General features: G+C 65.2%; 20 protein-coding genes. 15 read left to right on the top strand and 5 right to left on the bottom strand.

What is annotated here, in order from left to right:
• Positions 1-132 precede the first annotated feature (132 nt).
• The 3 genes from ATE64_RS08695 to ATE64_RS08705 all read left to right on the top strand — a co-directional run bounded on the left by ATE64_RS08695 (position 133) and on the right by ATE64_RS08705 (position 5,671).
• Complete coding sequence (locus ATE64_RS08695; RefSeq protein ID WP_058454829.1) at positions 133-2,505, top strand: TonB-dependent receptor; 2,373 nt, start codon at positions 133-135, stop codon at positions 2,503-2,505.
• Positions 2,506-2,614: 109 nt separating this feature from the next.
• Positions 2,615-4,072 (top strand): carotenoid oxygenase family protein, encoded by a 1,458-nt coding sequence (locus ATE64_RS08700; RefSeq protein WP_058454830.1) that lies wholly within the window; start codon positions 2,615-2,617, stop codon positions 4,070-4,072.
• An 18-nt stretch (positions 4,073-4,090) separates the two neighbouring features.
• Entirely contained in the window at positions 4,091-5,671 is a 1,581-nt protein-coding gene (locus ATE64_RS08705; protein ID WP_058454831.1) for a fatty acid--CoA ligase, read from the top strand.
• Between the two features lie 114 nt (positions 5,672-5,785).
• On the opposite strand, the gene ATE64_RS08710 is transcribed toward ATE64_RS08705, so the two are convergent.
• On the bottom strand, positions 5,786-6,598 hold the full coding sequence (locus tag ATE64_RS08710) for an SDR family oxidoreductase (protein WP_058454832.1): 813 nt from the start codon (positions 6,596-6,598) through the stop codon (positions 5,786-5,788).
• A gap of 10 nt (positions 6,599-6,608) precedes the next feature.
• Positions 6,609-7,607: an NADP-dependent oxidoreductase gene (locus ATE64_RS08715; protein ID WP_058454833.1), complete on the bottom strand. Its 999-nt coding sequence runs from the start codon at positions 7,605-7,607 to the stop codon at positions 6,609-6,611.
• A gap of 115 nt (positions 7,608-7,722) precedes the next feature.
• On the opposite strand from ATE64_RS08715, the gene ATE64_RS08720 reads away from it, so the two are divergent.
• The 9 genes from ATE64_RS08720 to ATE64_RS08760 all read left to right on the top strand — a co-directional run bounded on the left by ATE64_RS08720 (position 7,723) and on the right by ATE64_RS08760 (position 17,642).
• On the top strand, positions 7,723-9,849 hold the full coding sequence (locus ATE64_RS08720) for a molybdopterin-dependent oxidoreductase (RefSeq protein ID WP_231729055.1): 2,127 nt from the start codon (positions 7,723-7,725) through the stop codon (positions 9,847-9,849).
• Between the two features lie 9 nt (positions 9,850-9,858).
• Positions 9,859-10,875, top strand: coding sequence for an NADP-dependent oxidoreductase (locus ATE64_RS08725; RefSeq protein WP_058454834.1), 1,017 nt, complete (start codon positions 9,859-9,861; stop codon positions 10,873-10,875).
• A complete protein-coding gene (locus ATE64_RS08730) occupies positions 10,872-11,648 on the top strand; it encodes a ThuA domain-containing protein (RefSeq protein ID WP_058454835.1) in 777 nt (258 codons plus the stop codon). The genes ATE64_RS08725 and ATE64_RS08730 overlap by 4 nt, the downstream gene beginning before the upstream one ends.
• Positions 11,649-11,723: 75 nt before the next feature.
• Positions 11,724-12,971, top strand: a complete 1,248-nt coding sequence (locus ATE64_RS08735) for a cytochrome P450 (protein WP_231729056.1) — start codon at positions 11,724-11,726, stop codon at positions 12,969-12,971.
• Complete coding sequence (locus ATE64_RS08740) at positions 12,968-14,029, top strand: acyl-CoA dehydrogenase (RefSeq protein ID WP_058454836.1); 1,062 nt, start codon at positions 12,968-12,970, stop codon at positions 14,027-14,029. Before ATE64_RS08735 ends, ATE64_RS08740 begins: the two co-directional genes overlap by 4 nt.
• Positions 14,026-14,418, top strand: a complete 393-nt coding sequence (locus tag ATE64_RS08745; RefSeq protein WP_058454837.1) for an OB-fold domain-containing protein — start codon at positions 14,026-14,028, stop codon at positions 14,416-14,418. The genes ATE64_RS08740 and ATE64_RS08745 overlap by 4 nt, the downstream gene beginning before the upstream one ends.
• On the top strand, positions 14,415-15,563 hold the full coding sequence (locus tag ATE64_RS08750; protein WP_058454838.1) for a thiolase family protein: 1,149 nt from the start codon (positions 14,415-14,417) through the stop codon (positions 15,561-15,563). Before ATE64_RS08745 ends, ATE64_RS08750 begins: the two co-directional genes overlap by 4 nt.
• Positions 15,564-15,570: 7 nt before the next feature.
• A complete protein-coding gene (locus ATE64_RS08755; RefSeq protein ID WP_058454839.1) occupies positions 15,571-16,779 on the top strand; it encodes an acyl-CoA dehydrogenase family protein in 1,209 nt (402 codons plus the stop codon).
• A 44-nt stretch (positions 16,780-16,823) separates the two neighbouring features.
• Entirely contained in the window at positions 16,824-17,642 is an 819-nt protein-coding gene (locus ATE64_RS08760) for a helix-turn-helix transcriptional regulator (protein WP_082657681.1), read from the top strand.
• A 32-nt stretch (positions 17,643-17,674) separates the two neighbouring features.
• On the opposite strand, the gene ATE64_RS08765 is transcribed toward ATE64_RS08760, so the two are convergent.
• Positions 17,675-18,211 carry a VOC family protein gene (locus tag ATE64_RS08765; RefSeq protein WP_058454841.1) on the bottom strand — a complete coding sequence of 179 codons (537 nt, stop codon included), beginning with the start codon at positions 18,209-18,211 and terminating at the stop codon, positions 17,675-17,677.
• A 98-nt stretch (positions 18,212-18,309) separates the two neighbouring features.
• Here ATE64_RS08765 and ATE64_RS08770 point away from each other — a divergent pair, with 98 nt between their 5' ends.
• Genes ATE64_RS08770 through ATE64_RS08780 form a run of 3 tightly spaced genes read left to right on the top strand, consistent with a single transcriptional unit; the run spans position 18,310 to position 21,777 of the window.
• The gene (locus ATE64_RS08770; RefSeq protein WP_058454842.1) at positions 18,310-19,539 is read left to right on the top strand and encodes an SRPBCC family protein; all 1,230 of its coding nucleotides are present in this window, start codon (positions 18,310-18,312) and stop codon (positions 19,537-19,539) included.
• A gap of 13 nt (positions 19,540-19,552) precedes the next feature.
• Complete coding sequence (locus ATE64_RS08775) at positions 19,553-20,980, top strand: aromatic ring-hydroxylating dioxygenase subunit alpha (protein ID WP_058454843.1); 1,428 nt, start codon at positions 19,553-19,555, stop codon at positions 20,978-20,980.
• A complete protein-coding gene (locus tag ATE64_RS08780; RefSeq protein ID WP_058454844.1) occupies positions 20,980-21,777 on the top strand; it encodes a sugar phosphate isomerase/epimerase in 798 nt (265 codons plus the stop codon). The genes ATE64_RS08775 and ATE64_RS08780 overlap by 1 nt, the downstream gene beginning before the upstream one ends.
• Here ATE64_RS08780 and ATE64_RS08785 read toward each other — a convergent pair.
• Entirely contained in the window at positions 21,774-22,676 is a 903-nt protein-coding gene (locus tag ATE64_RS08785; RefSeq protein WP_058454845.1) for an NmrA family NAD(P)-binding protein, read from the bottom strand. The two genes, ATE64_RS08780 and ATE64_RS08785, sit on opposite strands and share 4 nt — an antisense overlap.
• On the bottom strand, positions 22,673-24,322 hold the full coding sequence (locus tag ATE64_RS08790; RefSeq protein WP_058454846.1) for an FAD-dependent oxidoreductase: 1,650 nt from the start codon (positions 24,320-24,322) through the stop codon (positions 22,673-22,675). The genes ATE64_RS08785 and ATE64_RS08790 overlap by 4 nt, the downstream gene beginning before the upstream one ends.
• Position 24,323 lies beyond the last annotated feature (1 nt).

Consider the following 24,323-nt stretch of genomic DNA (forward strand, 5'->3'; position numbering starts at 1 on the left):
GGAAATCAGCGCATTTCGTGCCGCTACGGCATGCCTGATATTTTTGATGATTGTTGAATCGAGGCATAAAGCGGACCTTGCCCTCAACGTGACCGGCGAGCCTATGCGCCGGCGCGAGAGGGAGGAACGACGATGACCACGCATGCCCGAACGCTGCCTGCCATCCATGCCACTGTGTCGCTCGCTGCACTTGCCATCGCCACGCCGGCCTTTGCCCAGGAGGCACCGGTTCAGGACGACGGCGGCGGCGCGATCCGCGAAATCGTCGTCACCGCACAGAAGCGCCAAGAAAGCGCCCAGTCCGTCCCGGTCGCGATTACCGCCTTGGACGAAAAGGCGCTGGATACCGGCATGGTGCAGGATATTCGCGATGTCGCGGGACGCGTTCCGAGCCTGGTGATCGACAGCGTGTCGGCCGGTCCGAGCGCGGCGGCGATCTCCATTCGCGGCATTTCGTTCGAGGACATCGAAAAAAGCTTCGACCCGACCGTCGGCGTCGTCGTCGATGGCGTGTTCATCGGCACGAACACCGGCCAGCTGCTCGACAGTTTCGATCTCGAAAGCTTGCAGGTCCTGCGCGGTCCGCAAGGAACCTTGTTCGGCCGCAACACGATCGGCGGCGTGATCGAGGTGAAGCGCACCAAGCCCACCGACGATTTCGGCGTCAAGGGCCGCCTGTCCTATGCCAGGTTCGACACCAAAAGTGCCCGGCTGGTCGCCAACAGCGGCAAGCTGGGAGATTTCATCGCGATCAAGGCGTTCGGCTTTTATGACAAGACCGACGGCTTTGTCCGCAACCTCAGCACCGGCGGCCGCGATGGCAAATATGAAACGCTGACCGGCGGGGCGACCCTTTTGATCGAACCCAGCAGCGACTTTTCGGCCGAGATAACCTATGAACATATGCGCGAGCGCGGCGAGACGGTTTCGATCCCGACATCGTCGAGCCTCGACCTGATCTGCCTGGCCGCGGGCGCACCCGGATTTTCGCCGGTTGCCGAATGCAATCGCTTCTCGCTTCCCGATCGCGGCGTCAATTCGACCTATCAATTGGCGCCGCATGACGTCTCCAACGACACCGACGCGGTGACCGGCAACATCACCTGGTCGCTAAGCGACAATATCACGCTCTTTTCGGTGACCGGCTATCGCACCAATGACGAGAATGTCGCGCAGGACTTCGACGGCAGTTCGGCGGATTTCTTCGCCACCCGGCGCATTCAGCAATTCGAACAGTTCAGCCAGGAACTGCGGGTGCTGGCCGAGCTCGGCGACGCGATTAACCTTCTGGTCGGCGGCTACTATTACAACAGCAACTACCAGCTGGACCAGTTCACGCGTCTGGGACCCGTGCCCTCGCAAAGCGCCGCTGGCGCAACGCTTCGCGCCTACACCGACAATAAGGCAAGGTCCTATGCCGGGTTTGCCGACGCCCAGTTCAAGCTGACCGACCGCTTCAAATTGTCGGTTGGCGGTCGCTATACCCGCGACAGAAAGCAAACCTTCAACAACTACGGCCAGGTCGTGGGACTGGTCGAATTGAGCCAGCCGAATTTCGACGGACGGTCCTGCGTCAGCGTAACCGGCGTCTTTGGACCGGGGCCCCTGGCAGGGCTGCCGACTTACGGCCCTGCCACCAATTGTTCGGGCAAGGCATCGTTCGGCAAATTCACCTGGCGCGCCAACGCGACCTACGAAGTCGGCGAAAACAAGATCATATATGGGTCCTACTCGACCGGCTTCCGGTCGGGCGGCTTCAACGGACGCGCCGCATCGCCGACCTCGCTCGGCCCCTATTTCCCGGAGACCGTCGATGCGTTCGAGGTCGGTTTGAAGGCCGACTGGCTCGATCGCACCCTGCGCACCAACATCGCACTGTTCCACACCAAATATGACAACAAGCAGGAAGAGGTCGTCCAGCCCTCGCCACCGGGGTCGGCCCAGCCGCAGGAGACGGTCGTCGGAAATGCGGCATCGGCAAAGATCACCGGCGCCGAGCTGGAACTGATCATGCAGCCGTCCGAATCGCTGAACTTCACGGCATCGGCCAGCTACATCGACGCCAGGTACGGAACATTCCTGAAAGATCTGAACGGCGATAACGTCGGCGACGACGTGTCGACGCTGACCCTGCGCCGCGCACCGAAGTATCAGTTCTCGACTGGCGTCAATTATTCGAAGGAAATCGGCTCCGGACGTTTCGACGCCAATCTGCTGCTCCGCTTCCAGAGCAAGGTGGCCACCTGCATCGTCGCCAACCGGCCGATCGTCCTCGGCGCGGTTACCAACGATTTCCGCTGCTTTACCAAGGATCGCGAAAATCTGTCGGGACAGGTGTCCTACACCTTCCTGACGGGCAGCGGAGAAATCAGCGTCGCAGTCTTTGGCCGCAATTTGACCAATGTGCGCGACATCGGCAGCACCCTGCCGGTCGCCGGCCTCTTCACCTTCTCCGGCTCCATCGAGCCGCGCACTTACGGTGTCGAGCTCGGCTTCAAGTTCTGACGATGGAACGTTCCCGCCAGGGCACGGCGGGGTCGTAAAGGGGGACCAAGGAACAAGGGGCGGCGCATTGCACCGCCCCTTGTTTGGTGGACAGACCAGAGGAACCAGGATGACGCAGGCCTTTTTCGACCATCCCTATCTGTCGGGACATCATCAGCCGGTGCGCTTCGAGGCGACCGCACCAGACCTGATCGTCGAGGGCGAGATCCCTGCCGATCTGGTCGGCGTCTTCTATCGCAACGGCCCCGAACCGCTCTATCCGACGCGCGAGGGCGAGTATCACTGGTTCGACGGCGACGGCATGGTCTATGCCTTTCACATCGCCGATGGCCGCGCGTCGATGCTCAACCGCTGGGTCAGAACCGAGAAGTTCGAGCTGGAAAAGGCGGCAGGCAAGCGCCTGTTCGGGCTGTTCGGAAATCCGATGACCGCCGACCCGTCGGTCGCGGGCAAGCGTTACAACACCGCGAATACCAACATCATCGTCCATGGCGGCAAGCTGCTGGCGCTGATGGAGGGCGCGCCGGCGGTCGAGCTCGACCCGCGCACGCTCGAAACGCTGGGCGAGGAACATTATGGCGGGACGATCACCACGACTTTTTCCGCCCACCCCAAGGTCGATCATCACAGCGGCGAGCTGGTCAACATCGGCATGGCGATCAATGGCCCGATGGGGCCGCCGCAATTGCGGTACGACGTGATCGCGGTCGACGGCAGCGTGCGCAAGGCGGAGGTCATCGACATGCCGCACAACGCGTTGATGCACACGTTCTTCCTGACCGAGAACTGGGTGGTGTTTCCGGTCATCCCGATCGACGCCGACCTCGGCCGCTTCATGAAGGGCGGGCCTATGACCGCGTGGGTCAACGGCCGCCCGACCAAATTCGCGATCATGCCGCGCGAGGGTTCCGCGAGCGACATTCGCTGGTTCGACTACGAGCCGCGCCACATGTTCCACGAACTCAACGTATGGGAACAGGACGGCAAGATCATCGCCGATGTCGCCGCTGCGAACGGCACCGCGCTGTTTCCTGACGAGACGGGCGCGAGAAGGACGCATGGCGACACACAGCAGAGCCTGCGCCGCTGGACGATCGATCCGCGCACGAACGGCAACGGGACGTGGATCAGGGAAGAGACGCTCAACGACCGCGACATCCAGTTCCCGCGCCCCGACGACCGGTTCATGACGCGCGCCTCGCGCCACAGTTTTGCCAATATAAATTTGAACAGCCGCGACGGACGTGCGGAAGGGATGGACGCGGTGCTGCGCTTCGACACGATCAGCGGCCAGGAGGACGTCTATCACTTCGGCAATGGCGCCTCGTGTGGCGAGCTGGTTTTCGCGCCGAAGATCGGCGCCGCGGGAGAAGGCGACGGCTATGCGATGACGCTGGTCCACCGCGCAGGAGCCGCAACCAGCGAACTCGCGATCTTCGACGCGCTCGACATCGCGGCGGGGCCGGTCGCGACGATCCATGTCCCGTTCCGCGTCCCGTCGGGTTTTCATTGCAATTTCTACGCCGCCGACTCCCGTCTCTACCGGCAGGCGTTCGGTCACGCCTGACCAGGGGAGAGGAAGTCAGTGAAGGTTCCAGCCTTTCAGCGGATCGCCGACGTCGCGCGGACCAACGCCCGTGAGCGTCCCGACCGGATCATCTTCCACTTCGAGGGCCGCGCAACGAGCTACGCCGATTTCGATGCGAACAGCAGCCGCGCCGCGAACGGACTGATCGCCCTCGGTCTGAGACCCGACGACCGCGTTGCCTATCTCGGCAAGAACAGCGACATCTATTTCGAGCTCGTGATGGCGGTCGCCAAGGCCGGCGGTGTCATGACGCCGGTCAATTGGCGCCTCGCCGTGCCCGAGATCGCGTGGATTATCGACAATTGCGGCGCGCGCATCCTGTTTGTCGGACCGGAATTCGCCGAACTGGTCGCCGCAAACCGCGACGCCTTCCCCGGCGTCGCGCATGTCGTCGCGACCGAGGGCGCGGCAAGCGGCTTTCCCGATTATCGCGGATGGCGGGGCAGTTTCGCCGACACCGATCCCGACATCCCGCGCGGCGAGACCGACGCGGTGATCCAGATGTACACCTCGGGCACCACCGGCAAGCCCAAGGGCGCGGTACTCACCAACGGCTCGGTGCTGCGCTCGCAACTCGACCGCGACCCGGCGCTGCAGGCCGATTGGGAGCGGTGGGAAGAGGATGACGTCGGGCTCGTCGCCATGCCCTGCTTCCATATCGGTGGCACCGGATACGGCATCACCGTAATGACCAATGGCGCTACGGGCGTGATCACGCGCGAGTTCGATCCCGGCGGGGTGCTCGACCTGATCGAGGCCTATGGCATTTCCAAAATCTTCATGGTGCCCGCGGCGATGCAGATCATCGTCAATCAGCCGCGGGCGCGCGACGTCGATTTCTCGCGGCTGCGCCACATCGCCTATGGCGCCTCGCCGATCCCGCTCGACCTGCTCCGCCAGTGCATCGACGTTTTCCAGTGCGGCTTCGTCCAGATGTACGGCATGACCGAGACGTCGGGCACGATCGCCGCGCTGCCGCCCGAAGATCATGACCCGGCGGGCAACGAGCGGATGCGCTCGGTCGGCAAACCGCTGCGCGGGGTCGAGATGCGGGTGATCGACGCCGGCGGCAACGCGCTCCCGCCGCGCGAAATCGGCGAGATCGCGATCCGCGCGCAAGCGAATATGCGCGAATATTGGGGACGGCCCGAAGCGACGGCGGAGACGATCGACGCCGACGGCTGGCTGCGCACCGGCGACGCCGGCTACACCGATGAGGAAGGCTATTTCTACCTCCACGACCGGGTGAAGGACATGATCATCTCGGGCGGCGAGAATGTCTATCCGGCCGAGGTCGAGAATGCGATCTATGGCCACCCCGCCGTCGCCGACGTCGCCGTCGTCGGAGTCCCCGACGACAAATGGGGCGAGGCGGTGAAGGCCTGCGTCGTGCTGCGCGAAGGTGCGAGCGCCGATGCCGCCGACATCATCGGCTGGGCGCGCGAGCGAATTGCGGGCTATAAATGTCCGAAGTCGGTGGACTTCATCCCCGCGCTACCGCGCAATCCGTCGGGGAAGATCTTACGCCGCGAACTGCGCGCGCCCTATTGGGAAGGCCGCGAGCGACAGATTGGCTAGCGACTGCCCCCCCCCCCCCATCATCTCGTCAGTGCGAGGAGCGAAGCGACGCGGCGATCTAGCGTGGCGTAATCCGCCCTAGATTGCTTCGCCGCGCTCGCAATGACGGCGTGTTTATTGCACCTGCAACTTCGCCATCGCCGCACCGACCGCGGCCGCAATGTCAGCCTCCTGCGGATTGCCCCGCAGCGCCAGCCCGCCGTTCGGCTGCAAATTCTCACCCGTAACGAAAGCCTCGTCGCTCGCCAGCCAGAGGCATGCGTTCGCCACATCCTGCGACGTGTTGAGCCGTCCCAGCGGATAACGCGGCAGGAAGGCATCGACCAATCCCGGAGTGGCAAATGCCCCCTCGGTCATCGGCGATTCCGTGAAGGCGGGCGAAACGATGTTAGCGCGAATGCCGGCCGCCCCGAAATCATTGGCGACGCAGCGGATCAGCGCCTCCGACCCTGTCTTGGTACCGATATAGGCGGCGTGATTGCCGATCGGCGAGCGCGTGGTCGCCGACGAAATCTGGATGATCGATCCGCCGCTCGGATCGTTGGCGAGCATCGCGCCGACAAACGCCTGCAGGAAATGATGTACGCCGGTGAACTGCAACGCGACGATGGCGGCCAGTTCTTCTTCGGTGACATCGAGCAAGGGCTTGAGCAGCCCCCACCCGCTGGCATTCATCGCAATGTCGACCCCGCCCATCTTCGCCTTCGCCGTATCGGCGAGCGCGAAGACCGAAGCCTTGTCGGTGATGTCGCAGAGCGCGGCATGGCCGCCGATCTCGGCCGCCAGTGCTTCGAGCGGTTCGGCCTTGCGCCCCGCGACCATCACCGTCGCGCCCTCGCGCGCGAACAACCGCGCGGTCACCTGCGCCATATTGCCCGCCGATGCCGCGCCTATGATGACGGCGCGCTTGCCTGCCAGCCTGCCCATGTCGATCTCCCTACAGCTTCAACAATTGCTTGCCGCGGTTCTGGCCGCCGAACAGGCGCTTGAGGGTTGCCGGGGCATTTTCGAACCCCTGCTGCACATCCTCGCGATAGGTGAGCCGCCCATCCTGGACGAAGCCCTCCAGCCGTTTCCGGATCGCCGGAAATTCGCTCGCCCAGTCGATCACGATGAAGCCCGCCATCGTGCCGCGGCGGAAGACCAGATTGAAGTAATTCTGCGGCCCCGCGGGCAGCGATCCGGTCTCGTACCGGCTGATCCCGCCGCAGATCACAACCCGCGCGCCGGTCGCGATCTCACCGAGCATGTCGTTGAGAATCGTGCCGCCGACATTGTCGAAAATGACGTCGACTCCCCGCGGACAATGGTCGCGGATCTGGGCCCGCACGTCGCCCGCCTTATAGTCGATCGCCGCGTCGTAGCCCGCCTCCTCAACCAACCAGCGACACTTGTCCTCACCGCCCGCAATGCCGACCGCGCGGCACCCGGCGATCTTCGCCAGCTGACCCACGACCGACCCCGTGGCCCCCGCCGCACCCGAGACGAGCACCGTATCGCCCGCCACCGGCCGCCCGACCTTGAACAATCCGCAGTAAGCAGTGACCCCCGTCGTCCCGAGCACCGACAGCATCGCGGTCGGCGGCAGCGCGGTGTCGATCTTGACCAGCCCTGCGCCGTCCGACCGGTGCCATTCGGTCCAGCCGGTCGACCCCATCACCAGGTCGCCGACTGCAAGGCCCGGATGGTTGCTCTCGACCACTTCGCTGATCGCGCTGCCCCGCATGACGTCGCCGATCGCCATCGGCGCGACATAGTCGGCGATATTTTCCATCCATCCCTTTTGCGCCGGATCGAACCCCAGATAGAGCGTCTTGAGCAGCATTTCGCCGTCGCCCGGCGTGCCGATCTCGGTCTCGACGAGCCGGAAATCGCCCTCCTCGATCCCGCGTCCACGCGGATGTCCGTTCAGCAGCCATTGGCGCGATGTGGGCATCGATACTCTCCCTGTTCCCTGCCGCGAAATTGCGCCCACCCGGCGGCCGCAACCACCGCCAAAAGTGCCAGTCGATTGCGGGGCGCCGAGGCGTAGGGTGCGATCAGGGAGAGATATGATGCCTGAGGTTCGCCGCAGTTTCTGCCGCTTCTGCCATGCCAATTGCGCGATGCTGGTCACGATCGACGAGGGCCGCGTGACCAAGGTGCAGGGCGATCCCGACGATCCGGTCTTCGGCGGCTACACCTGCATCAAGGGCCGCCAACTCGCCGAGGCGCACCATGGGCCGCAGCGGCTGATCGTCTCGCAGAAGCGCGTCGGCGACGCCTTCGAGGATATAGCGACGGACAGCGCGCTCGACGAGATCGGCGCGCAACTCTTAGCCATCATCGCCGAGCATGGACCGCATGCCGTCGCCATTTATGCAGGTACCTATGCCTTCCAGAACAGCGCCGGGGTCGGCAGCGCCATGGCCTTCGCGCAGGGGCTCGGCACCCGCAACATCTATACGTCGGTGACGCTCGACCAGCCCGCCAAAGTCTATACGACGGCGCGCTACGGCAACTGGATGGGCGGCATGCACACCTTCGCCGAGGCCGATGTCGCCTTCTTCATCGGCAACAATCCGATCGTCTCGCACTACGGCCCGCCGGGCGGGTTGCCACCCTTTTCGCCGTCGCGCCGCCTGCGCGATGCGCTCGACGGCGGCCTCAAACTGATCGTCGCCGACCCGCGCGAGAGCGACGTCGCGGCGCTCGCGCATATCCACCTGCCCGTCCGGCCGGGCGAAGACCCCGCGCTGCTCGCCGGGATCATCCATGTCATCCTGTCCGAAGGCCTCTACGACAAGGCGTTCGTCCAGCGCTATGTCGACGGCCTCGACGAGTTGCAGCGCGCGGTAGCGGGCTTCACCCCCGACATCGCTGCAGCACGCGCCGGGGTCGAGGAAAGCCAGCTTGTCGCCGCTGCGCGGATGTTCGCGGGCGGCACCAAGGGCGTCGTCTCGACGGGCACCGGGCCCGAGATGGCGGGCAATGGCACGCTCACCCAATATCTCGTCTCGTCGCTCAACATCATCTGCGGGCGCTTCTGTCGCGAGGGCGAGAAGAGCTCGATCCCGCGCGTCTTCACCCCTGTCACCCCGCGCCGCGCACAGGTCGCGCCGCCGATGGCGCTCTTTGGCGACGGCTTCCCCGCCTCGCGCATCCGCGGCCTGACGCACCTCGGCATGGAGATGCCGTGCAATGTGCTCGCCGACGAAATGCTGACCCCGGGCGAGGGTCAGGTGCGCGCGCTGATCGTGATCGGCGGCAATCCGGTGGTCGCCTTCCCCGATCAGGACAAGATGACGCGCGCGATCGACGGGCTGGAGCTGCTTGTCTGCATCGACGTTAACGCCGGGTCCGCGACGGCGAAGCGCGCCGACTATATCCTCGCCCCCAAAATGTGCCTCGAACGCGAGGACATCAGCAACCTTTCCGAATGGTGGTACGAAATTCCCTACGCCCGCTATACCGAGGCGATGATCGACGCACCCGAAGGGCTGCTCGAGGAGTGGGAAATGCTCTGGGAACTCGCGCACCGTCTCGGCACTGGCCTGCCGCTCGCAGGCGGCGCCTGCCCGATGGACAAACGGCCCACGAAGGAAGCGTTTCTCGACCTTATGGTCGCCGGCTGCTCGGTCGCGCCGAGTGTGGTGCGCGCCGATACCGTCGATGGCAAGGCCGTCATCTACGACGATCTGCATCCGATCGTCGAACCCGGCGATCCCGATGCACCCGGCCACTTCGACCTCACCGCAGGCGCAATGCCCGTCCAGCTCATCGCCTATGGCGAAGCCGACCAACCGACGCCCGATTTCCCCTGGCGGATGGTCTCGCGCCGCAGCCGCCATCGATTCAACTCGACCGGTCAGAATCTGCCCGCGCTGCGCGCCAAGCGCACCACCAACCCCGCTTTCCTGCATCCCGACGATCTCGCCCGCATTCCCTGCAACGACGGCGATACCGTCCGCATCCGCTCGGCAGTCGGCGAAGTCGTCGCGGTCGCGCGCGCGGCGGAGAATATGCGCCCCGGCGTCGTGTCGATGGCGCATGCCTTCGGCGGCCCCGACATCGGCCCCGACGGCGTCCACGAGCATGGCGCCTCGACCAACCGCCTCGTCAGCGAGAGCATCGCCTATGACCCCATCACCGGCCAGTCGCTGCAAAGCGCGATCCCGGTTTCCATCGTCCCCGCCTGAGGAGCTTTCATGCCTGACAACCGCCGCTTCCTGCTCGTCCGCCGCCCCAATGGCGAACCCGTGCGGGCGGACTTCTCGCTCGTGACCGAACCGACGCCCGAGCTCGCCGCCGGGCAATTCCTGATCCGCAACCATTATGCCTCGCTCGATCCCGCGATCCGCGGTTGGATGGACGATGCGCCGAGCTATATGCCGCCGATCCCGCTCGGCACGCCGGTGCGAGCGTCGACCGTCGGCATCGTCGAGGCGAGCAACGCCGAGGGCTTCGCGCCCGGCCAGTGGGTGATGGGCCTCAACGCGATCGAGGATTATTCGGTTGGCACCGTCGGCGGCTTCACCCAGCCGATCGACGCCAGCCTCGTCCCCTCTGTGACCAATTACCTCTCGGTGCTCGGCGCGGTCGGGATGACCGCCTATTTCGGCTATATCGATGTCTGCGAACCCAAGCCCGGCGACGTCGTACTCGTCACCGGCGCGGCGGGCGCGGTCGGGTCGCTCGTTGGCCAGATCGCGAAAATCAAGGGCGCGAGCAAGGTCATCGGCATCGCCGGCGGACCCGAGAAGTGCGCGAAACTGATCGATCGCTACGGCTTCGACGCCGCGATCGACTATCGCGGCAAGGATCTTGCGGCGCTCACCGCCGCGATCCGCGTCGAGGCGCCCGACGGCGTCGACATCATCTTTGAAAATGTCGGCGGCGACATCCTCGACGCCGGCCTCAACAATCTGCGCCACGGTGCCCGCATCGGCCTCTGCGGCCTGATCAGCGAATATAATTCGGTCGAAAAGATCGGCGCGCGCAACATCTGGCAGCTGATCGTCCACCGTGCCTCGATCCGCGGGCTGCTCGTCGCCGATTATATCGCGCGTTTCGCCGAGGGCGCCGCCGAGATGGCGGCGTGGCTGCAACAGGGCAAGCTGATCGCCGACGAGCATGTCGACGAGGGGATCGAAAACAGCTTCGACGCCTTCATGCGGCTCTTCGCGGGGAGCAACCAAGGCAAGATGATCCTCAAGATCGCATGACGGGAACACGCCGCCTTCTCGTCCTGTCGGGCGGCCATCCCTATGAAGCCGAACCCTTCGCCGATCTGCTCGCGAGCTTCGAAGGCTGGACCGTCACGCACCTGAACCATCCAGAAGCCGAGATCGCGGTCGCAGAGGGCGCAGCAGATGCGGCCGACGCGATCCTCTTTTACGACATGCCGGGATATAGCTTCGGCGACGGCAGGGCGGCGACGCGGCCACCATCCTTCACCTATCGCCGTGCCATCACCGACTATTTCGCGCGCGGCGGCGGCGCGGTTGCAATGCATCATGCGATCGCGGGCTGGGCCGAATGGCCCGAATGGGCCGAGATGCTCGGCGGACGCTTTCTCTACGATCCCGGCGAAGCCCACGGCGAGCAGCATCTCGACTCGGGCTATCGTCATGAGGTCCGTTACGACGCCATCGTCCTCGATCCCGCGCATCCGGCGACCGCCGGACTGCCGCCGCGCTTTCCGCTGTGCGACGAGCTGTATCTTGCGCCGATCTGGGGTACGACGAAACCGCTGCTCCGCGCCGATCACGCCTTCGTTCGCGAAAATTTCTATTCGGCATCACAGGCCGTGACGGGGCGCATGTTCAGCAACGACGGTTGGGATCACCGTCCCGAAAGCGACCTGATCGCGTGGGAAAGGCCGGTCGGCACGGGCCGCCTGATCTATCTGCAGCCCGGCGACGGCCCCACCGCTTATGCCGACCCAAACCTTCGCCGGTTCCTCGCCAACGCGCTCGCCCATGTCGCCGCTTCCTAACGAAAATGTGCATCGCGCCGCTGGAGCGGCTGCATATAGTTGCACGCATAATGAGAAGATTGAGGGAAGAGGCGCGTGAACGATATCGCCGCAGGCAGTTTTTTCGAACCGCAGGTCATCGCCGACCCGTTCGACTATTATCGCGCCTGGCTGCCCAAAAGCCCCGTCGTGCAATTGTCGGAAGCGATGTTCCTCGTCCTCTCCTATGATCTGTGCGCGCAGGCGACGGGGGACGTGGAAACCTTCTCGAACAATTTTCAGGGTACTTTGTCCGGCGCGATGGCGGAGGATGGCGATGTCGCCGCAATTCTCGCCGAGGGCTGGCCGCAGGTCGACACGCTGCTCACCGCCGATCCGCCGGTGCACACCCGCTTTCGCAAGCTGGTCAACCTCGCCTTCTCGATGAAGCGCGTCGCCGCAATCGAAGAGGATATGCGCGGCGTCGTGATCGAGCTGATCGAGAAGATGGCGGCAAAAGGTGAGGCCGACTTCGTCCGCGATTTCGGCATTCCCCTGCCCGTCGCGATGATCGCCAGCCAGATCGGCATGACCGGCGACGACCTCGACAAGGTGAAGCGCTGGTCCGATGCCTTCGTCGATCGCCTCGGCCGCATGATCCCCAAGGAGCGCGAACTCGAATGTGCGCGCGAGGTCGTCGAATTCCAGCATTTCGTCAAAGCCAAGATCGACGAGCGCCGTGCCGAACGCACCGAGGATCTGCTCTCCGACCTCGTCTATGCCGAGGTCGACGGCGAGCGCCCGCTCGAAGACGCCGAAATCCTGTCGATCATGCAGCAGTTGATGGTCGCGGGGAACGAGACGACGACCTCGGCGCTCGCCGGCGGGCTCCTCCAACTGATCGAGAATCCCGACCAGATGGCGAAAGCCGTCGCCGCCGCGGACGAAGGAAACGAGCGGGCGATCATCAATCTCGTCGAAGAAGTGCTGCGAACCGAGAGTCCGACCGCGGGCATGTGGCGGATGGTGCTGAAGGAAACCGAACTTGGCGGGGTCAAAATCCCCAAGGGCGCGATGGTCCAGCTGCGCTATGCTGCAGCGAACCGCGACCCGGCGAAATACCCCGATCCCGACCGTTTCGACATCGAGCGCGCCAACGCGCGCAGCCATCTCGCCTTCGGCAAGGGCATCCATATGTGCGTGGGCAATATGCTGAGTCGCAAGGAAATGGCGGTCGCCTATACCGAACTTCTGACGCGCCTGGCCGACTTCCGCGTCGCCGACGGCCATGTGCCGAGCTGGCCGCCGAATATGCTGCTGCGCGGGCTGACCACGCTGCCGATCACCTTTCGGCGGCGCGCATGAACTTCGACCTGGACGAAGACCAGCAGCTGACGCGCGACACGATCGGGCGATTTCTGGGTCCGATCGATGTCGCGGCGCGGCACGCGATGCGGCGCGGCGCCGGCGGCTATACGCGCGCACGCTGGCAGGAGATCGCCGACCTTGGCCTGCTTGCGCTCGCGGCGCCCGAGGCGCTGGGTGGCATCGGCGGGACGATGGTCGACTTGGCGCTCGCTGCCGAGGCGCTCGGCGCGGGGATCGCGATCGATCCTTGGCTCGAAAATGGCGTACTGCCGATCCGGCTCGCCGCGGTCGCCGGCGATGCGGCGCTCGTGGGCGACCTGATTGCCGGACAGCGCCTCGCGGCCGTCGCCTTTGCCGAACCGGGTCGCCGCTATGAAACCACGGCGGTCGGGACGCGGGCCGTGGGCGGCCAGATCGTCGGCGCCAAAATTTTCGTCCTCGGCGCGCCGCTCGCCGATATTCTGCTCGTCACGATCGCGGGCGATCGGCTGGCAAAAGTCGCGCCCGACGCCGCCGGGGTCGTGCGGCAGGATTATCCGGTGATCGACGGATCGAACGCCGCGACGCTCGACCTGCACCGGGTGCCCGCCGACATCTGCGAGCTGCCGGAAACCAAATTCCGGCGCGTCATCGGCGATGTCCAGACGCTCGCCGCCGCCGAAATGCTGGGCCTGGCGCAACGGATGTTCGACGACACGCTTGCCTATGTCGGCGAGCGCCGGCAGTTCGGCGCCGCAATCGGCAGCTTTCAGGCGCTCCAGCACCGGCTCGTCGAATGCTATGCGGCGCTTGAACAGGCCCGATCGATGGTGCTGCGCACCGCGATGCTCGATCCCACCACCGACGACGCCAACTGGCCGCGCATCGCCGCGGGCGCAAAGGCCTTCGTCGGCGAAGCGGCGACGAAGATCGGGCTCGAGGCGGTGCAGATGCACGGCGGCATGGGGCAGACCGACGAACTGGCGATCGGCCACGCGCTGAAGCGGGTTATGCTGCTCGACAAATTGTTCGGCGACCAGGACCATTGCCTGCGCAGCTTTGCGAGGGCGGCATGAGCGCGCTCGCCCCCATCGCGCCAGGCCTATGGACCGACGAGGCCGAACCGCGGCTGATCGGCGGCCGCCGTGCCGATGGCGAGATCGTCTTCCCGGTTCCCGATGGCGATGCCGCGGCGCTGGTCGAACCCGTCGCGCTGTCACGCAGGGGCAAGCTATGGTCGTGGACGACGCAGGCCTTCGAACCAAAAGAACCCTATAGCGGCCCGCAGCCGTTCGAGCCCTTCCTGATCGGTTATGTCGAGCTGCCCGGCGAGGTGATCGTCGAGACACGGATCGTCGATGCCGCCCCCGCAGACCTTGTGATCGGCATGCCGATGGAATTCGCCGTCGTTCCGTTCGACGATGCGAGGTCAACCTACGCCTTTCGCCCGGAGCGCCAGCCATGAGCGACAACGTCTATATCATCGGCGCCGGAATCCACCCCTTCGGCCGCACCGACAGCCGATCGGGGCGCGACCAGGGCGTTTATGCCGTGCGACAGGCGCTGGCAGACGCCGGGGTCGAATGGGGAGACGTCGAATTCGCCTATGGCGGGTCGGCGGCGGCCGGCTCGGCCGACATCATGGTCAATGAACTCGGCCTGACCAGCGTGCCCTTCATCAACGTCGCCAACGGCTGCGCCACGGGTGGCAGCGCGCTGACGGCGGCGCAAAACGCGATCGCGGCGGGCGCGTGCGACATCGCGCTCGCGGTCGGCTTCGACAAGCATCCGCGCGGCGCGTTCAACGCCAAGCCCTCGGATTACGGCCTACCCGAATGGTATGGCGAGACGGGGATGATGCTGACGACGCAATTCTTCGCGCTCAAGATCCAGCGATACATGGCTCTGCACGGGATCAGCCGGCGCACGCTCGGCCTCGTCGCCGAAAAGGCCTTCCGCAACGGCACTCTCTGCGACCATGCTTGGCGGCGCTCGCCGGTCGATCTCGACACGATCCTGAACGCGCCGATGGTCAACGATCCGCTGACCAAATATATGTTCTGCTCGCCTGCCGAGGGCGCGGTCGCGCTGGTGCTGGCTTCGGCCAAGAAGGTCCGCGAGCTCGGCGCCGACGCGGTGCGCATCGCCAGCGTCGCCTTTCGCACCCGCCCCGAAGGCTCGTTCGAGGTCTTCGCGCCGTCGATCAGCGTCAATGGCGGCGGCAAGCCGACCGAAATTGCCAGCAAGGCCGCATTCGAAATGGCCGGGATCGGCCCCGAAGATGTCTCGGTCGCGCAATTGCAGGACACCGAAAGCGGCGCCGAGATCATGCATATGGCCGAAAACGGCTTCTGCGCCGACGGCGAGCAGGAACAGTGGCTTGCCGAGGGCTGGAGCGAAATCGGCGGCAAGCTGCCGGTCAACACCGACGGCGGCTGCCTCGCGTGCGGCGAGCCGATCGGCGCCTCGGGCCTGCGGCAGGTTTACGAAAACACGGTGCAACTGCGCGGTCGCGGCGGCGAGCGGCAGGTGCCGAACAGCCCGAAGGTGGGCTATTCTCATGTCTATGGAGCGCCCGGCCTGTCGGCGGTGGCGATCCTCGAGCGCTAGAAGAGATATGGATCTGGATCTTTCCAACGACGAACTGGAATTTCGCGAGGAGGTCCGCGACTTCCTGCACACGTCGCTGCCGGACTATGTGCGCGATGGCGCGCGGCGGACCCCCGGGGTCTTCGTCGAACCCGACATTGGCCTCGTCTGGCACCGCATCCTCAACGACAAGGGCTGGGTCGCCTATCATTGGCCCGAGGATTGCGGCGGCACCGGCTGGACGCCGATGCAGCGATATATCTTCGAAAAGGAATGCGCGATCGCGGGCGCCCCGGCGCTGTCGGTGCTGGGCCTGCGCCTCGTCGGCCCCGTCATCTGCGCCTTTGGTACGCAGGAGCAGAAGGACCGCTTCCTGCCCGCGATCCGCGCCGGCACCGACTATTGGTGCCAGGGCTATTCCGAACCGCAAAGCGGCTCCGACCTCGCCTCGCTCCGCACCCGCGCGCGCCGCGAAGGCGACGAATATGTCGTCGATGGATCGAAGATCTGGACGACGCATGCGCATCACGCGAACTGGATCTTCTGTCTTGTCCGCACCGACGGCGAGGTGAAGAAGCAGGCTGGGATCAGTTTCTTGCTGATCCCGATGGACCAGCCTGGCGTCACCGTCACACCGATCATCACCATGGCGGGCGATCACGAGGTCAATCAGGTCTTTCTCGACGGCGCGCGCACGTCGGTCGACAACCGCATCGGCGAAGAGGGGCAGGGCTGGACGATCGCCAAATTCCTGCTCGAGAACGAGCGCGGCGGATCGTTCCATGCGCCGCGCCTGATCCGCGCGATCGACCATCTGGAACAACTCGCGGCCGCCGCGCCGAGCGGACATAATGGGGCTTTAGGCAGTGATATCCAGATCGCGACGCGGATCGCGCGGTTGCGGCTCGAGGCCGAAGCCCTCGAGACCACCGAACTGCGCATCCTTGCCGACATCGCCAAAGGCCGCCCGGCCGGGCCGCAGACATCGCTCGTCAAACTGCTCTCCTCCGAGATTCACCAGCGGATCGACGGCGTCGCAATGGATCTGCACGGCTATGACGGCCTGCAATTGCCGACCGTCCGTCCGCTCTACGGCAACGAAGCCCCGTCGGCGATCGGTGACGAGGACGCGCAGGTCGCCGCTGCGCGCTATCTCAACAGTCGTGCATGGACCGTCTTCGGCGGTTCGAGCGAAGTCCAGAAGAACATCATAGCAAAGACGGTGCTACGCCTATGACACATGCATTGCGAGTTGCGAACCAGTGTGAAATAGTCCCGCCGATGGGAGAGAGCGCAGCCAGGCTGCCGGACGACGGGCTTGCACCGCCGATGAATACCAGGGCGCTCGTCGACGCGGTCACGGTCCGCGGCGTGGAGGATATCCACGACGCGGCGGTTGCGCTGCGCGATTTCGCCGCCGCGCATGGCCTTCGCGCCGCGCTATGCGACGATATCGCCTCCAAGGAGACCATGGTCGATGCCGACGGAGCCGTGCTCGCCGCCGACCTGTTCGGCTGGCTGGGCGACGGCGAACGCTGGTGGGAGGATCACAGGCTCGCGCTTCACTCGCCGTTGCCGCGCTCGTGCCGTTATGAAAGCGAGGCCTTCTGGTGCAATGGCCAGGGGTTCCGCACCGCGGTGCCCAACCCGTATCTCGATGACATCGACCTCTCACGCTATTTCGCCGCAAACCAGCGCTACCAGGCGGCGATCGTCGTTCCGGTCCACCTCCCGTTCGGGCAGATTTCGGCGAACAGCTATCACCCTATGGATCCCGAGATCACCGATCTCAGCGACCAGTTCGCCCAGATCGGGCATATCCTCGGCGCCGCGACGCGGCGCTTCATCGCGGGCTATGCCTCGGCGATGCGCACCAAGCGCCGCATTCCCTCGGATTGCGAGCTGTCGAAGCGCGAGGTCGAATGCCTGCGCTGGGCCGCGATCGGCAAGACCGACCGCGAGATCGGCATGATCATCTCGCTGAGCCACGCGACGGTGCGCTATCATGTTCACCGTGCGGGCGAGAAGCTGAACTCGGTCAACCGCGCGCAGACGATCTTCAAGGCCGGGCAGCTGGGGTATCTGGGGGCGAATAGCTGAATCGCGTTCCCAAACCTACCGGCCGGTCCGCTTCACCCCAACGACCTTAGCGGCTCGCTCCCGTCCCACCCCATCGCCGCATCGCGCATCATCGCGAACAGCTCGCGCGTGCCTGCCTGCGGTTCCAGCAATTCTACCAGCGTCCCCGGCCCGGTGCCGGGATCCGCGTAGATCACCCCGCCCGTGTCGCCGACCGGCGCCTCGAAGACGATTTCGGCGCCGACCTCGGCGCAGCGGATCCGCGCCTCCGCAATCGAGTCCACCAGCACGCACACGTGGTGCAGTCCCTCGCCCACCGCATATTCGCCCCGATAGAGCGATTTTGCGTCATTCTCGGGCCGGATCAGCTCGATCTGCATCTCGCCCCAATAACCGAGCGCCATCGTGAAGACGGGATCGCTCGCCTCGCCGCGATAGCGTCCGCCGGGGAGCGACACGTTCGGCAGCAGGAAGAACGGCCCCGCGCCCATCACATCGGTCCAGTGCTTCACCGCGGCGTCGAAGTCCGACGGTACGAACGCCAGCTGCATGACGTCCCCGAGCGATGCCAGCGTTGCGGGTGCGGCCATGTCTCTCCCCTCAAAAGCGATAGCGCACAAGCGCCTGCCTTTGTGCGATAAGCTCTTCAAGACCCGGAGTCATACTGGGCAAAATGTGAGGGATAGCCATGGCCGAGTCCGATCCTAAGATCGCAGTGCAGGACTGGTTCGCCGTCCGCAAGCGCAATGCGCGCGCGGGATTGCGCAAACTGGTGGCGATCATCGCCGAGAACCGCACCGACCGCGCCGAGGCGCCGCTGGCGCTGCACAAATCCGTCTATACGAGCGAAGCGCGCAACGCCGCCGAGATGAATCATATCTTCCGGAACGAGCCGATCGTCGCCGGCCTGTCGGGCGACATTCCGAAGCCCGGCGACACGCTGGTCTTCGACTCGGTCGGCCCGTCGATCCTCGTCACGCGCAGCAAAGACGGCGTCGCGCGCGCCTTCCTCAACATGTGCACCCATCGCGGCGCGAAGCTGGTCGAAGAGAAAGAGCCCTGGCAGGGATCGCGGCCGCGTCTGGTTTGCCCCTTCCACGCTTGGACCTTCGACCCCGCGGGCCAGCTCGTCGGCCAGCCTGGCAAGGAGGGCTTCGCGAACTGCGAGATCGGGGCGCGCAACTTGATCGAACTGCCCTGCGCCGAGCGTCTCGGCCTGATCTTCGTGCGCGCCAATCCCGACGGCGCGCCGATCGATGCCGCCGCGCACCTTGGCGATTTCGGGCCGGTGCTCGCGCAGCTGGAACTGCACCGCGCAGAGCCGGTGAAGAAGGGCATCCTGACCGCCGATTCCAACTGGAAATTCGCGCTCGACACCTATGGCGAGGGCTATCATTTCAAGATGCTTCACGCCTCGACGATCGGGGTCACGCACTACAGCGACCGCAACGTCTATGAACCGATCGGACGCCATCACCGCGTCAGCTTTCCCGACCTGTCGATCGGCGACCTCGTCGGCAAGGACGAAAGCGAATGGCCCGAGACCGACTATGGCGGGGTGCATTTCCTGTTCCCCAACACCGTCGTCTTTTTCGGCGCGGTAACGCCTGGCGTTTATTTCACCCAGGTCTTCCGCCTCTTTCCCGATGGCGCCGGCAAGATGTTCTGCCAGTTCGCTGTCTATGCGCCCTTCGGCGTCGAGAGCGAGGAGCATCGCGCGATGTGCGAGATGGCCTATGACGCGACCGCGACCGTCGTCCAGACCGAGGATTATCGCGTCGCGAGCAGCGGCTATGCGAACCTGATGACCGCGCCGGACGACTTCCACGTCGTGCTCGGCGCGAACGAGCCGGCGCTGCACGGCGTCCACCGATCGATTGCCGGTGCGTGCAAGATGCCGCTCGAGCAGATCGCCTGACCGGAGCCCAACAATGAACGACCTTTCGCCTCCCCAGGACCAGAACCGCGACGACCGTTGCCCCGGCACCAGCTACTCCGACATGCTGCACGCCGACACGCGGCGCGTGCCCGACTATCTCTTCGCCGAATCCAATCAGGAGCTTGGCGACGAACCGATCGCGATCGAGCGTTACGTCAGCGAGGACTGGGCAAGACTCGAGCGCGAGAAGATGTGGCCGAACATATGGCAATTCGCGGCGCGCGAAGAGGATATGCCGAACCCCGGCGACACCGTCGTCTATGACATCAACGAAAAGAGCATATTGCTCGTCCGCCAGAAGGACGGGTCGGTCAAGGCGTTCTATAACGTCTGTCTCCACCGCGGCCGCAAGCTGCGCACCGAAAGCGGCCCAGCGGTCAACCTGCGCTGCCCCTTCCACGGCTTTTCCTGGCACCACGACGGCCGCTTCAAGGAAGCACCCTGCGCCTGGGACTTCAAGCATCTCGAGAGCAAGGACATGAGCCTGCCCGAGCTGAAGGTCGAAAGCTGGCAAGGCTTCCTGCTCGTCACCGAGAATCACGACCTGCCGAACTTCCGCGACTGGGTCGGCCCCGGGGTCGAGCATTATGACAATTGGCGGCTCGACGAATGTTACACCGGCGCGTGGGTCGGCCGCGTCATTCCGGCGAACTGGAAGGCGGTTGCCGAAGCGTTCATGGATGCGTGGCACAGCATCGTCACCCACCCGCAGATCCTGGGTTTCACCGCCGACGCCAACACGCGCTACGACCTCTACGGCGACTTTCTCAATCGCGCGATCACCCCCGCCGGCGCGATGTCACCACACATCAAGGGCAAGGACCAATTCTACGTCCTGAAATCGCTCGAGGAGTTCATTGGCGGCGGCGACAGCCGCGCGCGGCGCAGCACCGCTTCGGCCGACGACCTCAAAGGCTTCGACGCAAACGATCCGATGCTGGCGCGCAAGGTGCTGGCGCAGGCGAACCGCGATGCTTTTTCGGCGATGAACGGGCATGATTATTCGGACGCCACCGACAGTGAAATGCTCGACAATTTCACGTACAATGTCTTTCCGAACTGGGCTCCTTGGGGCGGCCTGACGCCGAACATCGTCTATCGCTGGCGGCCGTGGGGCGACACCGACCACAGCCTGATGGAAGTCCGCATCCTGATGCGCACGCCCAAGGGCGAAAAGGCGCCGAAGTCGGCGCCGATGCACCTGATCCCGGATGACCAGCCCTTCGCCAGCGCCAGCCACCTGATCGGCGCCGCGCTCGCCGGCGTGTTCGACCAGGACATGGAAAACCTGCCCTATGTGCAGGAAGGGATGAAATCGTCGCCCAACGGCGTGATCGAACTCGGCCATTATCAGGAAAGCCGCATCCGGCATTTCCACCGGACGCTGAGCAAATATATCGACGGCGAGTTGCCGGGCTGATGGCGCGCGCACTTCCCCTGCTGTCGCTGGCGGCGGGGGTACTGCCCGAATTTTCGCCCGAGCAGACGATCGCAGCCGCCATCGACGCGGGCTGGCCGGCGGCCGGCATCTGGTACGATCCCGAAACCTGGACAACCGCGACGACGGCCGAGGTTCGCGATCGCGCCGCCGACGCCGGTCTGGCGATCCTCGATATCGAAGTGATCTGGCTGAAGCCCGGCGCCGACGATCCGGCGCATTTCGCGGCGATCGACGCCGGCGCCGCGATCGGCGCGCGCAATGTGCTGATCGTCAGTTCGGACGATGATCCGGCAAGCGCCGCCGCCAAACTGAACCGGATCGGCAATCACGCAGCGGCTGCAGGCCTGCGAGCCTGCCTGGAGTTCGCGGCGTTCACCACAGTGGGCAGCATTGAAAGCGCGATCGCGCTAATCGATGCCGCCGATTGCGCGAATCTCGGCCTAATGATCGACCCGCTGCATCTTGCTCGCACGGGCGGATCGCCTGCCGACATCGGCTCGGTCGACCCAAAGCGCTTTCCCTATGCGCAATTCTGCGACGCACCGGCGCTCGGCCCGCCGCCAAGCGACGTGCCGGAAATCATCCGCGAAGCGCTCGATCTGCGCCTGATGCCCGGTGACGGCGGACTGCCGCTTGACGATCTGATTGCCGCGCTACCTCCGACTACCTCGCTGAGCATCGAACTGCGCAGCGCAAAACTTCGCGAAAAACACCCCGATCCTGCCGAGCGCGCAAGAGTGCTGTTCGCCGCGACGCAGCGCTGGTTCGCAGCCTAGCTCCAGTCCTGCCGCGCCGCCCAGTCGGCGAAGGAGGTCGGCGTCACCCCCAGCAGCCGCGCTGCCGGCACGGTATCGAGCGCGACGGGCGACACCGGCTGGTCGTTGTACCAGCGATAGAATTTTGCCATCCCGTCATAGATGCTCGCCGGCTGCACCGCGCGCGCGCCGGTGACGAGTTCGCTCATCCGCGCCGCGAATTCGTCCGGCGACAGGCTCTGGAACCGCACTGGCCTACCAGTCGCGAGGCCTAATCGCTCGGCGACCTCGGCCCCGACCAGCGGCTCGGGCCCGCCCACCGCGATCCGGTCGGCGATCAGGTCCTCGTGCAGCAGCGCCGAAACCATATAGGCCGCCACATCCTCCAGGCAGATCCAACTGATCTTGAGCGTCTCGGCCGCCGGGTAAGCAAAAACCCCGCTGTTCACGATCGCCGGGCGCGACCAGATGCGCGTAATATTGTCCATGAACACCATCGGCTCGATGACCACATAGGGCACGCCGCTGTCATGGATCGCGCGCTCGATATCGCGCCGCCCGTCGTGCGCCGACAGGCCCAAGTCCCGGTCGGCGACGAAGCAGCTCGTGTTGAAGACGATCTTCCGCAGCCCAGCTGCACTCGCAGCGGCCGCGATGTTGCGGCCCATCGTCGCGGCGCGTTCGCGGTCGAATTCGAACGGCAGGTGCATCGCGAGCGCGTCCTGCCCTTCAAAGGCCGCGGTCAGGCTCGCGACGTCGTAGAGGTCGGCGGCGACCTCGGGCACATCGGGATGCACAGTCGCCGCCATCGCGCCCGGCCGCCGCACGCCGGCGGTCGGTTCGAGACCGCGCGCCTTCAGTGCCGTCAGCAACGGAATCCCCTGGTCGGCGGGCGCGCCGAGGACGATGACCTTCTTCATGCCGCACCTTCCAACTGCTTCGCCGATACGCGCGCGGCGTGGCGTCCCGCGAGGAAGCCGAACACCATCCCCGGCGCGATCGTGCCGCCCGGCCCGCCGTAAGTCATGCCCATCGCCGAGGCCATGACATTGCCCGCCGCATAAAGCCCAGGGATCGCCCCGCCATCGACGCTGAGCACCTGCGCATTGGCATCGGTCTGCGGGCCGCCCTTGGTACCGAGCGCACCGCTCTTGATCTCGATCGCGAAGAACGGCCCCTGCCCGATGGGGCCGAGCGTCGCGGCGGTCGAACCGCGCCCGGCGGGATCGCCCCACCATTGGTCATGCGCAGCATCGCCGCGCCCGAAATCGGGATCGCGCCCGGTCGCGCAATGCGCGTTGAAGCGCTCGACCGTTGCATCCAGCGCGTCGGGATCGATCCCCAGCCCCCCCGCCAATTCGGACAGGCTTTCCGCGCGCATCGCCCATTGCGGCGGCGCCACCCCGCGCTCGCCGCTGATCATCCCGAAGCCGAAGCGGTCGATATATTGCTGGTCGAAGATCAGCCAGCACGGCAGGTTCGCATAGTCGAACGCGCTGACATCCTGATCGTGGAACGCCGCACCGATCGCATTGTAATTCGCCGCCTCGTTGGTGAAACGCTGGCCTGCGCGATTGACCATGATCGAATGCGGGAGGCTGCGCTGCCCCGCCACGAGCGTCTTGCCCATCGAGCAATCGCTCTCGGGCACCTCGGCGACCGGCATCCACCACGCCTCGCGCATATTGCCGAGCATCGCCCCGACGCGCATCGCCATCTTGAGCCCGTCGCCGGTGTTGGTCTTCGGGCTGAGCGGATGCGTCAGCGGTCCGCGGATGAAGGCGCGGAGCAGGTCGGCATCCCATTCGAACCCGCCGGTCGCGAGCACTACCGCGTCGGCCGCAACCTCGATCTCACCACCGGCGGTCTCAAATACAACGCCTGTGACGCGGTCCCCGTCCATCAGCAACCGGACCGCGCGATGCCCGGTCTGCAGTTCGATCCCGCGGTCGAGACACGCGCGCAGCAAGCGCCCGACCAGCGCCTGTCCGCTCCCGCGCAGGTCGCCGTCGATCCTGCGCTGCAACTCTTCGGGCGCCAGCGGCCGCGGCTTCGCCTGTCCAAGCGGCGTGTCGTAGATCGAGAAATGCGGCGAGGGATAATAGGGCGATTTGGTCACTCTGTCGGCCCACTCCCCCAGCTCGTGGAACGAGTAGAGTGGGCAGTCGAGCGAACGCCCGCCGTTCGGCATCCCGCCCGGAAATTCGGCATGATAGTCCGGAAATTCGGGGATCGGCCGGAACTGTACCGGGGTGTTCGCCTCAAGGAACGCCACCATTTCAGGCCCATGATCGAGGAAGGCCTCAACGAGATGCTGCTGCATCAGCCCGTGCGACATCGACATAAGGTAAGTCAGCGCCTTGGCACGACTGTCCTCGACGCCGAGCGTCGCCTCATGATGATTGTTCGGGATCCAGATCATCCCGCCCGACCAGGCGGTTGTTCCGCCGACCTGCTCGCCCTTTTCGAACAGCGAGACGTGCGCGCCGGCCTCATGCGCCGAGATCGCGGCGGTGAGTCCTGCGCCGCCGGTACCGAGGACGATGACGTGCGGCGCTTTGCTCATC

Origin of the sequence: Sphingopyxis sp. H073 (genome assembly GCF_001468395.1) — a bacterium.
In the GTDB taxonomy this organism is placed as follows: Bacteria; Pseudomonadota; Alphaproteobacteria; order Sphingomonadales; family Sphingomonadaceae; genus Sphingopyxis.

Coding starts and splice junctions, on each gene's coding strand:
- ATE64_RS08695 (WP_058454829.1), top strand. CDS start 133: ATGACCACGCATGCCCGAACGCTGCCTGCCATCCATGCCACTGTGTCG.
- ATE64_RS08700 (WP_058454830.1), top strand. CDS start 2,615: ATGACGCAGGCCTTTTTCGACCATCCCTATCTGTCGGGACATCATCAG.
- ATE64_RS08710 (WP_058454832.1), bottom strand. CDS start 6,598: ATGGGCAGGCTGGCAGGCAAGCGCGCCGTCATCATAGGCGCGGCATCG.
- ATE64_RS08715 (WP_058454833.1), bottom strand. CDS start 7,607: ATGCCCACATCGCGCCAATGGCTGCTGAACGGACATCCGCGTGGACGC.
- ATE64_RS08720 (WP_231729055.1), top strand. CDS start 7,723: ATGATGCCTGAGGTTCGCCGCAGTTTCTGCCGCTTCTGCCATGCCAAT.
- ATE64_RS08725 (WP_058454834.1), top strand. CDS start 9,859: ATGCCTGACAACCGCCGCTTCCTGCTCGTCCGCCGCCCCAATGGCGAA.
- ATE64_RS08730 (WP_058454835.1), top strand. CDS start 10,872: ATGACGGGAACACGCCGCCTTCTCGTCCTGTCGGGCGGCCATCCCTAT.
- ATE64_RS08740 (WP_058454836.1), top strand. CDS start 12,968: ATGAACTTCGACCTGGACGAAGACCAGCAGCTGACGCGCGACACGATC.
- ATE64_RS08745 (WP_058454837.1), top strand. CDS start 14,026: ATGAGCGCGCTCGCCCCCATCGCGCCAGGCCTATGGACCGACGAGGCC.
- ATE64_RS08750 (WP_058454838.1), top strand. CDS start 14,415: ATGAGCGACAACGTCTATATCATCGGCGCCGGAATCCACCCCTTCGGC.
- ATE64_RS08755 (WP_058454839.1), top strand. CDS start 15,571: ATGGATCTGGATCTTTCCAACGACGAACTGGAATTTCGCGAGGAGGTC.
- ATE64_RS08760 (WP_082657681.1), top strand. CDS start 16,824: ATGGGAGAGAGCGCAGCCAGGCTGCCGGACGACGGGCTTGCACCGCCG.
- ATE64_RS08765 (WP_058454841.1), bottom strand. CDS start 18,211: ATGGCCGCACCCGCAACGCTGGCATCGCTCGGGGACGTCATGCAGCTG.
- ATE64_RS08770 (WP_058454842.1), top strand. CDS start 18,310: ATGGCCGAGTCCGATCCTAAGATCGCAGTGCAGGACTGGTTCGCCGTC.
- ATE64_RS08775 (WP_058454843.1), top strand. CDS start 19,553: ATGAACGACCTTTCGCCTCCCCAGGACCAGAACCGCGACGACCGTTGC.
- ATE64_RS08780 (WP_058454844.1), top strand. CDS start 20,980: ATGGCGCGCGCACTTCCCCTGCTGTCGCTGGCGGCGGGGGTACTGCCC.
- ATE64_RS08785 (WP_058454845.1), bottom strand. CDS start 22,676: ATGAAGAAGGTCATCGTCCTCGGCGCGCCCGCCGACCAGGGGATTCCG.
- ATE64_RS08790 (WP_058454846.1), bottom strand. CDS start 24,322: ATGAGCAAAGCGCCGCACGTCATCGTCCTCGGTACCGGCGGCGCAGGA.